The sequence below is a fragment of the Mangrovibacillus sp. Mu-81 genome, from assembly GCF_036867415.1.
Taxonomy (GTDB): domain Bacteria; phylum Bacillota; class Bacilli; order Bacillales; family Bacillaceae_B; genus Rossellomorea.
Map to the genome: position 1 here is coordinate 158,063 of NZ_JBAJHU010000002.1, position 14,050 is coordinate 172,112.

Consider the following 14,050-nt stretch of genomic DNA (forward strand, 5'->3'; position numbering starts at 1 on the left):
GGCGGGGTTTTTGTTTTGGATTTGGCGAGGATGAATGAAAGTGGATGTGGGTTTGGCAATGGGTTTGTCGATTTAAGTCGAATAACCGGCAGTTCGATCATATATTCTAGAATTCGATCATATATCCAGGATTTCGATCATAAATTGGAAATTTCGATCATAAGCCGTTAGAATCCGCTCATAAACCCGCTGTCATATAAATTCATATGCTGATTACCGTCCACAAACTTAGGAAATGTACAACTCGTTCAACTATCCAATACTCTTCGAAAACCACAAACTCTTCAAAAAAACAACTTTCTTCGAGCTCACAATGCTCATAACAAATAGAAACCATCCATTTCGAATGCCGCGCACCAAATTAAAAAAGCCAACAACCATAAAGGCTGTTGACTTTGTGATGTTGATCTTACCCTTCTCTGCCCACAAACTTTTCAAGTGCAGTGATGGCTTCGTCTTCGTCGCTGCCGTCCGCTGCCAGGGTGATTTCAGAACCTGTGCTGATCGCCAGGCTCATGAGTCCCATGATGCTTTTGGCATTTACTTTCTTGCCGTCTTTCTCCAAAAAGATTTCGGATGAGAAGCGGTTTGCTTCCTGGACGAAAAGGGCTGCCGGACGTGCTTGAAGACCCGTTTTCAATTTAACCTCGACTTGTTTTTCTACCATTTCATTTCTCCCCTTTGTTCGTTCTGATTATTTGATCAGTCTCTCTCCTGCTCTGATTTTCTCAGCAATCTGATCGATTTTCCGTAAGCGGTGGTTTATTCCGGATTTACTGATCGTACCGCCCGAAACCATTTCCCCCAGTTCTTTCAGCGTGACGTCCTGATAGGTCACTCTCAGCTCTGCGATTTCACGCAATTTATCAGGGAGCACTTGCAGACCGACGTGCTTTTCGATAAATTTGATGTTTTCGACCTGCCTTAAGGCAGCCCCTATGGTTTTATTCAAGTTGGCCGTTTCACAATTGACGAGACGGTTCACTGAGTTGCGCATATCCCTGACAATCCGCACATCCTCGAATCGAAGGAGTGAATTATGCGCCCCGACGATGTTGAGGAATTCGGTAATTTTCTCAGCCTCTTTCAAATAGGTGATGAATCCTTTCTTGCGCTCGAGCGTCTTGCTGTTCAAGCCGAAGGTGTTCATCAGTTCCGACAATGCTTCGTTGTGTTCGGCATACAGAGAGAAAATTTCAAGATGGTAGGAAGAGGTTTCCGGGTTGTTCACCGATCCCCCTGCCAGAAAAGCTCCTCTTAAGTAGGATCGTCTGCAGCACTTCTTTTTAATGAGAGCCTCAGAAATATTATGGATGAACGTAAATCCTTCACCAAGGATTTTCAGGTCCTCAAGAATCATTTTCGTATCTTCTTTTATCCTCACGATGTAGACGTTGTTTTTCTTCAGACGCATTTTCTTCCGCACTAAAAGCTCTACTGGGGTGTCGTATCCCTTTTTGATCAATGTATAGATCCTTCTAGCAATCGCGGCATTTTCCGTTTGAATATTCACGACTAGCATCTGGTTGGAAAAGGAGAGTGAGCCATTCATCCGGATGAGGGCTGATAATTCAGCATTGGCACAACAATCCTTGATTTCAATATTGGTTAGTTCCTTTTTTGTTTCTGACGCAAACGACATCCCCATCACCTCCTAGCAAACGCTTGCACAATCTTTTACAAATGAAATTTTCTCTGTCATTTTCTGGATGATTCCATATAGGAATGGATGATTGTGGCTACTTTTTCTGTATTATGACGTACTAGTCCATTATTATATGAAAGAATATCATGGGCGAGAACCTCAAATCCCATGGAATTCAAACGATCGATATCAAAGTGTACGGGGCTCGCCTGTTCTTTATCATACCGTGCCTGCACTTCATCCGGAACCTGCTTGTTATTAACAAGGATCGCATCGATACATGAGCTGTCCATATGTTTACTCAGGGCATCCACATGATCGCCTGCCGTATATTCAAGTGTCTCCCCAGCCTGGGTCATGATGTTGCAGATATACAGCTTCTTTGCCTTTGACCTGCAGACCGCTTCCCCGATACCAGGCACAAGGAGATTCGGAATGATGCTTGTGTAAAGACTTCCCGGCCCCATCACAATCAAGTCAGCTTCTTTGATGACACGCAGCGTTTCTGCGAGCGGTTTGATATGATCCGGTTTTAGAAAGACACGCTTGATCTTTTTACCGGCCTTTGGGATGGTCGATTCACCGGTCACGATTGTGCCGTCTTCCATCTCTGCATTCAAGGTGACACTTTGATTTGCAGACGGCAGGACTTTGCCCTTCACATTCAGCACCCGGCTCATCTCCTGGATCGCATGAACAAAGTCTCCGGTGATCGAAGCGAGCGCGGCCAGGATCAGGTTCCCCAGAGCATGACCAGAAAGCTCGTTCTCGGTTTCGAACCGGTGCTGAAACATCTGCTCCACTAGCGGCTCTACCTCTGAAAGGGCGGCCAGCACATTCCGGATGTCCCCCGGCGGAGGTATATCCAGTGAATCACGGAGACGTCCGGAACTTCCGCCGTCATCCGCAACCGTCACGATCGCCGAAATATCGACGGGATGACGCTTCAGTCCGCGCAGAAGGACAGGCAGACCTGTGCCCCCTCCGATGACGACAACCTTTGGCAATGTGGTCATGGTGTCTGGACAGCCTTTCTCTTTTCGATATCACGGTGAGAAATCTTAGTCTGATAATCATCTTTGAAATGGTTGCCGATGTGTTCCGCAAGCGCCACCGATCGATGCTGCCCGCCTGTACAGCCGATCGCCACTACGAGCTGGCTCTTCCCTTCACGCTTGTAGTGAGGAAGCATGAATGAAAGCAAATCGGTCACTTTCTCAAGAAACTTGTTGGTTTCATTCCATTTCAGCACATAGGTCGAGACTTCTTCATCAAGCCCGGTTTTCGGACGCATATGATCGATATAATGAGGATTCGGCAGGAATCTCACATCGAATACGAGATCTGCATCGATCGGGATTCCATGCTTGAATCCGAATGAAATGACATTTACCGTAAAGATCGATTTCTTGTTCACAGAAAACTCTGTGAGGATCTTTTCACGCAATTCCCTCGGTTTCATTTTCGAGGTGGTATAAATCAATTGTGCGCGGCCCTTCAGTTCTTCCAGCAGTTCCCGTTCCTGTTTGATCCCTTCAAGCGGAAGGCCTGATGGAGCAAGTGGATGGGAACGGCGTGTTTCCTTGTAGCGTCTGACAAGCGATGAATCATCCGCGTCAAGATAGAGAATCTGCGGAGTCACCCACGATGTTTCCGCCAGTTCATCAAGCGCCTTGAAGAGATGATCAAAGAATTCCCTTCCGCGCAGGTCCATCACAAGCGCGACTTTATCCATTTTATTGCCAGACTCTTTCATCAGTTCGAGAAATTTAGGCAGAAGAGTCGGCGGCAAATTATCTACGCAGAAAAAACCTAAATCCTCAAAGCTTTGAATGGCGACTGTCTTTCCGGCCCCGCTCATTCCTGTTATGATCACTAATTGTACGTCATTCGTAGAACCTGTACTCATACTCTTCCCCCGCTTTTATATTGAAATGGTATTCATTTATATGTTTCTAGCTCGGATCTAAACGGTAAGATAGCAGCTTGAAATCCGGTGTATACGTAAATGTTCCGTAGATGGTTTTCTTTCCGTGCAGGAGATAATCGAGAATATGATAGTCTCCCTCAGCCATCGGCAGATCCTTGATATCTTCAAACTTGTGCCATTTGATCTTACCTTCTTCCGATTCCTGCAGGTTGACACCGTCTGCTTCGGTTGCAAAAAAGGAAAACATCATCCACTCCGAGACCACTTTTTCCCCATCTTTGATGATGAACGTAAATACACCTTTCAAGTCGGGATTCTTTAAATAAATCCCTGTTTCTTCGCGATATTCACGGATGACAGCATCGCGGATCGATTCACCTGGCTCCATCTTGCCGCCCGGTGCCACCCACCAATTCCGGCGCGGCTTTTGGAGAAGGAGTACTTTGTCTCCGTCCAGATATAAGCAATTTGTGACACGCTGCACGTCCTTCACCTCAAGTTCTGTTCTAAAGGACAACTTCAGAGTCCCTTCTGATTCCTTATATTATACTATGATTGCAGGCAAGCCACAATGTCTCCGCCTGCCCGTGTAAATTTGTCGATTCATCTTTAATAAAAATGGACACGCTTCTCCATATTTCGAGTAGTACAGCCCCCCTCCGTGTCACTATAACAGAAAAAAAGGCAAAAAAAATAGACACAGGCGAGTCCTGTGTCGTCTACGGGATTTATTACTAAAAAGGGGGTCAATTTCTTACTTTCTATATTACCCGATAATTGTTTCACTAGTGTTACAACAGATTTAAAACGGTATTACGGAATTGTTAAATTTGACGAATTTTTATTAACTCCGCTCGGATTTTGGGGTTATTTGTATATCTACCTGGTGAATGAACATTCATTTTATTGTATGGTTATTCCGAGACAGGATTCCTGAACGTCTGCATTTCTGATCGAAAACTTCTCCTGCGGTTTAGTAAACATGTCCCCTAGAAATTGTACTCCTTCATGATCTGGTCGGCCATGAGTTCATACCCTTTGCCATTTGGATGGAGAGAATCGTGAAAATATTTCTGCTTGTCCTTTCCTTTGAATAATGGATTGGATGAAACATACTTCACTTTTCCATGTTTCTTCACTTCCTGGACGATGGTTTGATTCCACTCATCGACATATGCCTCGATCTTATCGCTGTTTTTGTCAGGATAAGGATTATAAAGCCCGATCACAAGGATTTCTGCGTCCTCATTCGTCTTCTCCAGGGTATCCAGGATGAAATTCAAGTTATCCACGTATTCTTTTTTGGCTTCCATGATTTTCTCGTGATGGAGGGGAACAAAGTCTCCACCATTGCTTTTAATGAGATCATTGGTCCCGATATTGACAATGAATACATCCGCTTCCGATAAATCTTCGGTCACACTCGGTTTCATCAGCTGCTTTTGAAGTCCTGATGATTTCTGGCCGGGGATCCCGAGGTTCTGAAACTGATAGCTCTCCTTCGTGTTCTTCTCGTTCACCTTTTCTTCCAGCCGGCCGATATAGCCTGTATCTTTATCATCCCCATATCCATATGTCAGAGAATCTCCGAGGGCGATGACTCTCTTCTTCGATTCCGACTTGCTTTCTTCAGCGAAATAACTGAAATAAATGACGGGAATAAGTGCAAGTACCATGATTGGTATAATGATTTTCCATTTTGACATTGAGGATCATACCTTCCGATTAGACTGTGATGAAGTTCATGATGAAGTTATTCCCTTTTGGGGGGATTGTAATCCTGTATATTTTTGGTACTTATACCGTGCCTGTGTGCTGGCGATACTTTTATTGCAGGAATAAAGTTTGGCATCCTCCCCCTTCCGCTGAGCCAATTGTTTATATAACAATTAAAAAGACAAACTCCCCTATTAGAGTTTGCCTTTTCGCGGAATCCATCAGTTTTTCTGGATTCCAAACCGTGCATTTATTTGGCCCCTGATCATTTTTTGTTTAGCTTCTTTTCTCTCTTTTTTGGTCAGTTCGTACTTGATTTCTTTGGTTGTGACGCCTTCTTCTCTATGGTCCGCAATCTCCATCAACCGTTCTACGTCGTTGAAAGAGTATTTCCGGTATCCCCTGTTGGTCCGTTCCGGGAAAATGAGATTCTTTTCTTCGTAGTACCTGATTTTTCTTTCAGTCAGGCCAGTCAATTCACTGACTACGCCGATTGAGATCACTTTTTTATCCTTATAGGAAGATTCCTGTCCCACTCTACCCTCCTCCTCTTAGGCTCATTATACATGGGCATGATGGAAAATCGGTGACTTGTGTAAGAAAGTCTGACAAACAACATTTCATTTGGAAGGAAAGCTGACAAAGTTGAGGAACCCAGTTCGCTACCGTTTTAAAATAAATGTAAGCTAATGTAAGGAGTGAATGCTATGCCGTTTTTAAGAGATGCCGTTCAAAAGCAGCGAGAGCATTTTATTCGTCTTTTAGTAAAGAGTGGAGTGGCGGAAGGACCGGATTTGGAAAAATGGACGCTCACCGAATTGGTTGCCTTGTATGACAAGCATCACCGGAAATGACGTAAAAAAGCCTTGGGATCAAGGTCCCAAGGCTTTATCTATTAACCGTTTTTGACTTTTTCTTTCAATTCTTCTACATAATGCTGGGCTGCCTGGGCTGCGATGCTTCCGTCGCCTGTCGCTGTAACGATTTGACGGAGTTCTTTCTCGCGCACATCTCCAGCTGCGAAAATTCCAGGGACTTTCGTTTCCATTTGTTCGTTGGTAACTATATAACCCATATCATTGGTGATGCCAAGGTTGTGGAACGGCTTCGTCAACGGAATCATTCCGATATAAATGAAGACACCATCTGCCTGGAATTCTGTTTCTTCGCCGTTTGCAGTGGAAACCAGCGTCACACTTCCAACCTTGCCGTCCTTGTCATTGATTTCTTTGATCGTGTGATTCCAGATGAAATCAACTTTTTCGTTATCAAAAGCACGCTGCTGAAGGATCTTCTGGGCACGGAGCTTATCGCGGCGGTGGACGATCGTCACTTTATTGGCGAATCTCGTCAGGTAAACACCCTCTTCTACTGCAGAGTCTCCTCCGCCGACGACCACAAGGTCTTTCCCTTTGAAGAACGCGCCATCACAGACTGCACAATAGGATACGCCGCGGCCGCCAAGTTCTTTTTCACCAGGTACGCCGATTTTCTTGTATTCGGCACCGGTTGAAAGGATGATTGCACGTGCTTTGTATTCCTTTGATCCCGCTTTGACAAGCTTGTAATCGCCTTCGTCGACGATTTCCTTGATGTCTCCGTATGCGTATTCCGCACCGAATTTCTTCGCGTGATCGAACATTTTATTCGACAGGTCCGGACCAAGGATATGGTCGAAGCCAGGATAGTTTTCCACTTCTTCCGTGTTAGCCATCTGTCCGCCCGGCACACCTCTTTCAAGCATCAGAGTTGAAAGACTGGCACGGGACGTATATACAGCCGCTGTCATTCCTGCAGGACCTGCACCGGCAATGATCACATCATAGATTTTTTCTTCTGACATACTGAAATTCTCCTTCCAAAAAACGTTCTTTAAGCATCATTTTTATATTCCCTATATAGTATTCACTTTCTATCACTATCCTATAAAAAAGAGGGTTGTATCGTCCAAAAATATGCTCATGGAAGGTAGCTTTCCACCACGGAAATATATTTAGTCAACGTGCTTGCAGACACATTGTAGGAATCGCACACTTGTCTCTTCGTCACTTTTTCGTTGCGAAGATGCTTCCACACATACTCGGCAGCGGCTGCAAATGCCTTTGTATTCTTGAATGTTTCCCGCTCTTTAAGACCGCGGTACGCAATCGTGAACCATGTTAAGAACAGGCCGGAATCGACGCTTGAAATTGGATGATGGGATTCATACAGGTGAAGCGCGACCTCATGCATATTCTTGATCTCCTGGTTCACTTTCATCGAGCTTTTGCCGTTGGTGTTCAATACATGTGCCAGGTACACTTTTTCCACGATTGAAAGCTCCTCCACCTCGCAGAAATCCGCATGCGTCAACACGGCTTTCTGATGTTCCGAAACGGATGTGAGGAACAGTCCGAACAGCTTTTCTTCCGTATATTCACTCTGCATTTTCTTCAAGATCGACGTGACGTGATTCTCAAATCCGTCAGTCTGCTTGTCATTCCAAGGCTCGCTTCCCTCTTTTTCGGGATTCAGTTCGATCACTTTTTTCCAGGCATTGCGGGCCGTCTGCTCACGGCCGGTTTCATACGCTGAGTGGGACAGCCAGTAGTAATAGCTCGCGTCACCTTCAAAGCCGATTTTTTGCAGCGACTTCAGCCACTCATACGCTTTCTGTGAATAACCGATCAATGCAAATGTCGCACCAAGCTTGAACCGGTGCTCATGCAATAACGGACGCACCTTTTCAAGACCCGTGATCAGTTCTTTCAGTTCATCATTTCTTTTTTGGTAAAAATAAAAAACAGCCGTGTTGCAAAGCGCATGAAGGTTTCCCGGGTTCTTCTCCAGCACCTCTTCAAGGGTGGCAGACGCTTGATCCACTTCACCCAGGTAGAAATAGGCAAGCGCCAGATTATTATAAGCCGACCAGAACTCCGGATACTCCCCGATCACTTTCTTCAGCGTTTCAACGGCTTTTTGAAAATGACCGGATTCCAGCAAGTCCTTCGCCTTCTCCTGCTGCATGATCAAATCATCATGTTCATATAAGTCTTCAACCGTCAGATCGGAATCCAGTTCCAATAATTCAAGCAGATCTTCGGCATCCTCAACAAACTCGCCATATTCTTCTTTGTCGAGATACATGCTCACATGATCATATGCTTCCTTGAACAATCCTAAATGTGCATAATTATTGGCCAGGAAGTAGTGGCATTCCGTCATATGAGGATCCAGGTTCTTAATGATTTCATGAAGCAATTCATTTGCACGCTTGAACTCGCCAAGCTCTGTATAGACAATCGACAACTGACACGCAATCATCGGCTCGAGTGGTTCCAATTGAAACGCTCTATTCAAATATTTTAACGATCGCTTAAGCTCGCGGCGCTGATAAGCTTTCATGCCCTTTGTGTAATAATACTCACCCGTCGGGACAAATGACAGCACCTTCGCTTGCTCACTTCTTAATTTTGACTCTTTTCTCATCAAAGTCCTCCGAAACGTTCATAGTATAACTAAGCTCTTTTTCGCCACAATCTCGTTGAAGGTGGCTGCTGAAAGAGCACGATGTACGTATTTCATTTAATAATCTTCATCACAATATATAATGAATAACCTATAACTAAGATAGTATAACACACAACAAAGTTGTACTAAACTACCATATTTTGATGGCGTGGGTTCGGGATTGGGAGTATTGGAGTGGTTTGTTGGATTAGGTGGTGTGAGTGGGGGGGAAGATTTTTCGACAAGTTGCTCAATTAATCGAATTCTGGCGCAATTATTAGGGAAGTGGAGCAATTATTTGGAATCAGGCGCAATTATTTAAAATCCAGCGCAATTATCTGGATTCCGGCGCATTTAATGGAAAAACGACGCAATTCTCTATTCTAAGCGTGAATGACATCCCCACCCGCAGGCTGCCCACGCTTATAGTAACCCCTTTCCTGACAAAACTGGGTCAGAAACCGGCCATTTCTGTTCTTACTTACCGAATAAAGGAGAAAATGTCCCCATTAACACATCGAAGGACGGGCCTTAGCTAACGAAAGACCCGTCCCTCCTACTTTTATTTATTATGACGCTCTACCAGAACCCCGAGCACTTCCTCCAAAGGCAGCTCCTGTTCACGAAGCAGCACAAGGACGTGGTAGAAGAGATCCGCCACTTCCCATTTCAGTTCTTCGCCGTCCCGGTTTTTCGCAGCAATGATGACTTCGGATGCCTCTTCGCCCACTTTTTTGAGGATCTTGTCGACTCCTTCTTCGAACAGGTAGGTCGTGTAGGCTCCTTCCGGACGTTCTTTTTCCCGGTCGGCGATGAGTGCTTCCAGTGTCAGTAGGATGTTTTCTTCAGAAGGTGAGGTGCTGTCTCCGTAAACCTTCTCATGGAAACAACTTTCCTCGCCTTTGTGGCAGGCAGGACCTTTCTTATCTACAAGGACGAGCAGCGCATCCTTATCGCAATCCCAGACAATACTCTTGACCGTCTGCGTGTTACCGCTCGTCCCGCCTTTATGCCAGAGTTCCCGGCGCGAGCGGGAGTAGAACCATGTTTCACCCGTTTCAAGAGTCCGCGCAAGCGATGTTTCATTCATATAGGCCAGGGTCAGGACGTCCTTTGTTTCTGCATCCTGGATGATTGCCGGCACGAGGCCGTTTTCATCGTATTTTACTTCTGCGGTCCAATCATACGTTGTCATCTAACATGCACCTCCTGCTCTCTCAGATAACTCTTCACTTCTTCTACGCTTGTTTCTTTATAGTGGAAAATGGAGGCGGCCAGAGCTGCATCCGCTTTTCCGTCCGTAAATACTTCTTTAAAATGCTCTGCGTTTCCGGCTCCGCCCGAGGCGATGACCGGAATGGATACGGCTTCGCTGACAGTACGGGTCAGCGCGACATTGAAGCCTTTTTTCCCGCCGTCACTGTCCATCGAGGTAAGCAGGATCTCTCCGGCACCAAGGAATTCCACCTGTTTCGCCCACTGAACTGCATCGAGGTCGCGAAGCTTGCGGCCGCCGTGGGTGTACACCTTCCAGCTGCCGCTTTCTTCATCGTACTTGGCATCAATCGCCACGACGATACATTGTGAGCCGAAGTACTGTGCGCCTTCCCGCACCAGTTCAGGACGCAGGACTGCTGCCGTATTCAGGGAAACCTTGTCGGCACCTGCCCTCAGGATTGCTTTCATATCTTCAACGGCATTGATCCCGCCGCCGACTGTAAATGGGATGGCTAGTTCTGCCGCGACGTGCCGGACGACTTCGACCATTGTCTTCCGCCCTTCATGGGAAGCAGATATATCTAAAAAGACCAGCTCATCTGCTCCCTGCCCGTCATACACTTTCGCAAGTTCGACCGGGTCTCCGGCATCCCTCAGCTCGACGAATTGAATGCCTTTCACGACACGGCCGTCTTTTACATCCAGACAGGGAATGATCCGTTTTGTCAGCATGATCCCTTCACCTCTTTTAACGCCTCTGCCACGGTGAATTTCCCGGTGTAAAGAGACTTTCCACAAATCGCACCCGAAACTCCCTGGTCATGGTGATTTTTCAGGGCAGCCAGGTCTTCCAATGAACTCACGCCTCCGGAGGCGATCACTGATTTACCGGTTTCCCTTGCAAGCTTGACGACCGCTTCGACGTTCGGTCCGGAAAGCATGCCGTCAGTGGCGATATCGGTGAAAATGAACGTTTCTGCTCCGGCCGCGGCCAGCTCTTTTCCGAGGTCGACAGCCTTCAACGAAGACGTCTCGATCCAGCCGTGTGTGGCCACATAGCCATCTTTGGCGTCAAGACCGATGGCGATTTTGTCACCGCCGTATGCACCAAGCCATTCTTTCACCAATTCCGTGTTGGAGACGGCAAGGCTTCCGATGATGACGCGGTCAACTCCTCGGCTAAGATAATGCTCGATATCTTCTGCAGAGCGGATGCCACCGCCGATTTGGACTTTGGCATTCAATTTTTCTGCAACCTCGATTACGAATTCTTCATTGATCCTCGAGCCTTCCTTCGCTCCGTCGAGATCGACCATATGAATCCATTCCGCGCCTTCATCCGCGAACTTCTTTGCCATACCAAATGGAGAATCGCCGTATACCGTCTCCTGATTGTAGTCTCCTTGAATCAATCGTACACATTTTCCTCCGCGCATATCGATGGCGGGATAGATGGTAAAACTCATAATACCGCCTCCGATTCTTTCACCCGTTTTGTGAAGTTTTCCAGCAGCTGCATGCCCAACTGTCCGCTCTTTTCAGGGTGGAACTGCATGCCGTAAATATTTTCCTTGCTTACGACCGCCGGGATTTCAACGCCGGCATAATCCGCGGTTGCTGTCAGGACATCCTCCGAACCATTCACATAATAAGAATGGACGAAATAGACGTAGCCTTCCGCCAATCCATCCAGCAGGCGGGATTTTTTTTGAAAAGAAAGGTGATTCCAGCCCATGTGAGGGACCTTGTACCGGTTTCCTGCACGGTCTTGTTTCGGGATATGGATGACTTCCCCGGGCAGCAACCCGAGGCCAAGTGTAGAGCCGTTTTCTTCACTCTCTTCAAAAAGGAGCTGCATGCCGAGGCAGATGCCGAGAAGCGGTTTTCCGGTATCCGCAAAGCGCAGGATGGTATCTTTCAGGTGAGTCGATTCCAACAGTTTCATAGCGTCTTTGAAGGCACCGACCCCCGGTAAGATCAACCCGTCTGCTGACAGCAGCGTCTCGCGGTCGTCACTGATGAAGTAAGGGACCTTCAGCCGTTCGAGCGCTTTGCTGACGCTGAACAGGTTTCCCATTCCGTAATCTGCGATGCCGATCATGATCTACAACATCCCCTTTGTGGATGGAATCCCTTTGACCCGCGGGTCGATGGTCGTCGCTTCGTCGAGTGCACGGCCGAGGGCCTTGAAGATCGCTTCGATGATGTGATGCGTATTGTGTCCGTAATGAACGATGACATGCAGGTTCATCCTTGCTTCAAGCGCGAGCTTCCAGAGGAATTCGTGCACGTTTTCCGTATCGAATGTACCGACCTTCCCGCTTGGCAGATCCGCTCGGAATTCAAGGTGGGGACGGTTGCTCAGGTCGACTGCGACGGTTGCCAGCGCCTCATCCATCGGCACCATCGCCGAGCCGTAGCGCTTGATCCCTTTCTTGTCGCCAAGAGCCTGAACGAGTGCCTGCCCGAGGCAGATCCCGATATCCTCCGTCGTGTGGTGGTCATCCACCTCCGTATCACCATTTGCTACAATTCTGCAGTCAAACTGTCCATGCTTCGTGAACAAGTCCAGCATATGACTCATGAACGAAACACCCGTCTCAATCTCCGAATTTCCCTCCCCGTCAATTCCAAAACTCAAACGGATATCCGTCTCATTCGTCTTTCTCACAATCTCCGCACTTCTCTCCATCGTTGCTTCACTCCTTTAAAATACCTGGGGACGGACGTTCAATCAGTCCCTCTTTTTAAATCGTATTTCGACTGCACGCGCGTGTGCTTCAAGTCCTTCGAGCCGCGCCAGTGCCGCTATTTTGTCCCCATTCTCCTTCAGCGCTTTTTCGCTGTAGGAAATGATGCTTGATTTCTTCATGAATTCATCGACGTTCAACGGACTTGAGAACCGTGCCGTCCCATTTGTCGGCAGCACATGATTCGGTCCCGCGAAATAGTCGCCGACAGGTTCCGAGCTGTACCGGCCAAGGAAAATCGCTCCGGCGTGGCGGATCCCCGCCATTGTCTCGAACGGATCTGCCGTCAGGATTTCCAGATGCTCCGGTGCCAGCTGATTCACAAGCTCCACCCCTTTTTCCAAGGTGGCAGTGACATAGATCGCGCCAAAATCACTGATCGACCGGCGGGCAATGTCTTCGCGTGGAAGGGTCGAAAGTTGCCGCTCCACTTCCTGTACAACACGTTCGGCAAGATTTTCACAAGTGGTAACGAGAACCGCGGAAGCCCGTGGATCGTGTTCCGCCTGCGATAACAGGTCTGCCGCGATTTCGTCCGCATGCTGATCACCGTCCGCCAGTACGACGATTTCACTCGGTCCTGCAATCATATCGATATCCACGTCACCGAATACTTCGCGTTTCGCAAGTGCAACATATATGTTCCCTGGTCCAGTTATCTTATCGACCACGGAAATCGTTTCGGTCCCGTATGCCAACGCAGCTACTGCCTGGGCTCCCCCGACTTTGTAGATGTCCTCCACTCCGGCGATTTTTGCCGCGACGAGTACGCCCGCGGACAGAGTTCCGTCTTTACCCGGCGGAGAAACCATGGTAATCCGTCCGACGCCGGCCACTTTTGCCGGCATCACATTCATCAATACGGAAGATGGGTAAGCTGCCGTCCCGCCTGGTACGTACACCCCGACCGAGTCAAGCGGTGTCAGCTTCTGACCGAGCATCGTCCCGTCCGCCCGGGTGGTGAACCACGATGATTGCTTTTGCTGTTCATGAAACGTGCGGATATTATCTGCCGCTTCCTGGATCACGTTGATCATGGCGGTGTCCATTGCAGCAAATGCATCGGCGATTTCCACTTCGGTTACTTTGAATTCTGCCAGTGATACACCATCGAATTTCTCTGTGTATTCTTTCAGCGCAGCGTCTCCTTTTTCACGGACAGATGAGATGATTTCCTGCACGGCTCTCCGCTGCTCCTCGGTTCCGGCGTCGACTGAGCGCTTAATCGACGCTCCTTCGACCTCTCTGATAATCTTCATTCATACCGCCTGCCTTTTTAAAAAATAGATCCCATGGCCACCA

Annotated in this window: 16 protein-coding genes; 1 reads left to right on the plus strand and 15 read right to left on the minus strand. The window is 47.5% G+C overall.

Annotated elements, in window-relative coordinates:
• Positions 1-409: 409 nt before the first annotated feature.
• The 7 genes from V6B33_RS04500 to V6B33_RS04530 all read right to left on the minus strand — a co-directional run bounded on the left by V6B33_RS04500 (position 410) and on the right by V6B33_RS04530 (position 5,827).
• Complete coding sequence (locus tag V6B33_RS04500) at positions 410-667, minus strand: HPr family phosphocarrier protein (RefSeq protein WP_334216553.1); 258 nt, start codon at positions 665-667, stop codon at positions 410-412.
• Positions 668-694: 27 nt separating this feature from the next.
• Positions 695-1,642: a DNA-binding protein WhiA gene (gene whiA / locus V6B33_RS04505; protein WP_334216554.1), complete on the minus strand. Its 948-nt coding sequence runs from the start codon at positions 1,640-1,642 to the stop codon at positions 695-697.
• A 56-nt stretch (positions 1,643-1,698) separates the two neighbouring features.
• Positions 1,699-2,661 carry a gluconeogenesis factor YvcK family protein gene (locus V6B33_RS04510; protein ID WP_334216555.1) on the minus strand — a complete coding sequence of 321 codons (963 nt, stop codon included), beginning with the start codon at positions 2,659-2,661 and terminating at the stop codon, positions 1,699-1,701.
• The gene (gene rapZ, locus V6B33_RS04515) at positions 2,658-3,554 is read right to left on the minus strand and encodes an RNase adapter RapZ (RefSeq protein ID WP_334216556.1); all 897 of its coding nucleotides are present in this window, start codon (positions 3,552-3,554) and stop codon (positions 2,658-2,660) included. The genes V6B33_RS04510 and rapZ overlap by 4 nt, the downstream gene beginning before the upstream one ends.
• A 46-nt stretch (positions 3,555-3,600) precedes the next feature.
• Positions 3,601-4,059, minus strand: coding sequence for an 8-oxo-dGTP diphosphatase (locus V6B33_RS04520; protein WP_032086634.1), 459 nt, complete (start codon positions 4,057-4,059; stop codon positions 3,601-3,603).
• Positions 4,060-4,564: 505 nt separating this feature from the next.
• A complete protein-coding gene (locus V6B33_RS04525; protein ID WP_334216557.1) occupies positions 4,565-5,281 on the minus strand; it encodes a GDSL-type esterase/lipase family protein in 717 nt (238 codons plus the stop codon).
• 231 nt (positions 5,282-5,512) lie between these two features.
• On the minus strand, positions 5,513-5,827 hold the full coding sequence (locus tag V6B33_RS04530; RefSeq protein WP_334216558.1) for a MerR family transcriptional regulator: 315 nt from the start codon (positions 5,825-5,827) through the stop codon (positions 5,513-5,515).
• A 171-nt stretch (positions 5,828-5,998) separates the two neighbouring features.
• Between V6B33_RS04530 and fbpA the strand changes: the two genes are divergently transcribed.
• Complete coding sequence (gene fbpA / locus V6B33_RS04535) at positions 5,999-6,145, plus strand: Fur-regulated basic protein FbpA (RefSeq protein WP_172255006.1); 147 nt, start codon at positions 5,999-6,001, stop codon at positions 6,143-6,145.
• A gap of 41 nt (positions 6,146-6,186) precedes the next feature.
• Here the strand turns inward: fbpA and trxB are convergent, their stop codons facing one another.
• The 8 genes from trxB to hisD form a co-directional block, all read right to left on the minus strand.
• Entirely contained in the window at positions 6,187-7,134 is a 948-nt protein-coding gene (trxB, locus tag V6B33_RS04540; RefSeq protein WP_334216559.1) for a thioredoxin-disulfide reductase, read from the minus strand.
• Between the two features lie 116 nt (positions 7,135-7,250).
• Positions 7,251-8,759, minus strand: a complete 1,509-nt coding sequence (locus V6B33_RS04545; protein ID WP_334216560.1) for a tetratricopeptide repeat protein — start codon at positions 8,757-8,759, stop codon at positions 7,251-7,253.
• 583 nt (positions 8,760-9,342) lie between these two features.
• Positions 9,343-9,975, minus strand: a complete 633-nt coding sequence (gene hisIE / locus V6B33_RS04550) for a bifunctional phosphoribosyl-AMP cyclohydrolase/phosphoribosyl-ATP diphosphatase HisIE (RefSeq protein WP_334216561.1) — start codon at positions 9,973-9,975, stop codon at positions 9,343-9,345.
• Positions 9,972-10,730: an imidazole glycerol phosphate synthase subunit HisF gene (hisF, locus tag V6B33_RS04555; protein WP_334216562.1), complete on the minus strand. Its 759-nt coding sequence runs from the start codon at positions 10,728-10,730 to the stop codon at positions 9,972-9,974. Before hisF ends, hisIE begins: the two co-directional genes overlap by 4 nt.
• On the minus strand, positions 10,724-11,464 hold the full coding sequence (gene hisA, locus V6B33_RS04560; RefSeq protein WP_334216563.1) for a 1-(5-phosphoribosyl)-5-[(5-phosphoribosylamino)methylideneamino]imidazole-4-carboxamide isomerase: 741 nt from the start codon (positions 11,462-11,464) through the stop codon (positions 10,724-10,726). The genes hisF and hisA overlap by 7 nt, the downstream gene beginning before the upstream one ends.
• Positions 11,461-12,099 (minus strand): imidazole glycerol phosphate synthase subunit HisH, encoded by a 639-nt coding sequence (gene hisH, locus V6B33_RS04565; RefSeq protein WP_334216564.1) that lies wholly within the window; start codon positions 12,097-12,099, stop codon positions 11,461-11,463. The genes hisA and hisH overlap by 4 nt, the downstream gene beginning before the upstream one ends.
• Positions 12,100-12,102: 3 nt before the next feature.
• Positions 12,103-12,690 carry an imidazoleglycerol-phosphate dehydratase HisB gene (gene hisB, locus V6B33_RS04570; protein WP_334216565.1) on the minus strand — a complete coding sequence of 196 codons (588 nt, stop codon included), beginning with the start codon at positions 12,688-12,690 and terminating at the stop codon, positions 12,103-12,105.
• A gap of 42 nt (positions 12,691-12,732) precedes the next feature.
• Positions 12,733-14,007 (minus strand): histidinol dehydrogenase, encoded by a 1,275-nt coding sequence (hisD, locus tag V6B33_RS04575; RefSeq protein ID WP_334216566.1) that lies wholly within the window; start codon positions 14,005-14,007, stop codon positions 12,733-12,735.
• Between the last annotated feature and the right edge of the window lie 43 nt (positions 14,008-14,050).

Excerpts from the sequence above, each read along its gene's own strand:
- fbpA (WP_172255006.1), top strand. The coding sequence starts at position 5,999 with ATGCCGTTTTTAAGAGATGCCGTTCAAAAGCAGCGAGAGCATTTTATT.
- rapZ (WP_334216556.1), bottom strand. The coding sequence starts at position 3,554 with ATGAGTACAGGTTCTACGAATGACGTACAATTAGTGATCATAACAGGA.
- hisA (WP_334216563.1), bottom strand. The coding sequence starts at position 11,464 with ATGAGTTTTACCATCTATCCCGCCATCGATATGCGCGGAGGAAAATGT.
- hisIE (WP_334216561.1), bottom strand. The coding sequence starts at position 9,975 with ATGACAACGTATGATTGGACCGCAGAAGTAAAATACGATGAAAACGGC.
- hisH (WP_334216564.1), bottom strand. The coding sequence starts at position 12,099 with ATGATCGGCATCGCAGATTACGGAATGGGAAACCTGTTCAGCGTCAGC.
- V6B33_RS04525 (WP_334216557.1), bottom strand. The coding sequence starts at position 5,281 with ATGTCAAAATGGAAAATCATTATACCAATCATGGTACTTGCACTTATT.
- V6B33_RS04545 (WP_334216560.1), bottom strand. The coding sequence starts at position 8,759 with ATGAGAAAAGAGTCAAAATTAAGAAGTGAGCAAGCGAAGGTGCTGTCA.
- V6B33_RS04510 (WP_334216555.1), bottom strand. The coding sequence starts at position 2,661 with ATGACCACATTGCCAAAGGTTGTCGTCATCGGAGGGGGCACAGGTCTG.
- hisD (WP_334216566.1), bottom strand. The coding sequence starts at position 14,007 with ATGAAGATTATCAGAGAGGTCGAAGGAGCGTCGATTAAGCGCTCAGTC.
- trxB (WP_334216559.1), bottom strand. The coding sequence starts at position 7,134 with ATGTCAGAAGAAAAAATCTATGATGTGATCATTGCCGGTGCAGGTCCT.
- hisB (WP_334216565.1), bottom strand. The coding sequence starts at position 12,690 with ATGGAGAGAAGTGCGGAGATTGTGAGAAAGACGAATGAGACGGATATC.
- whiA (WP_334216554.1), bottom strand. The coding sequence starts at position 1,642 with ATGTCGTTTGCGTCAGAAACAAAAAAGGAACTAACCAATATTGAAATC.
- V6B33_RS04500 (WP_334216553.1), bottom strand. The coding sequence starts at position 667 with ATGGTAGAAAAACAAGTCGAGGTTAAATTGAAAACGGGTCTTCAAGCA.
- hisF (WP_334216562.1), bottom strand. The coding sequence starts at position 10,730 with ATGCTGACAAAACGGATCATTCCCTGTCTGGATGTAAAAGACGGCCGT.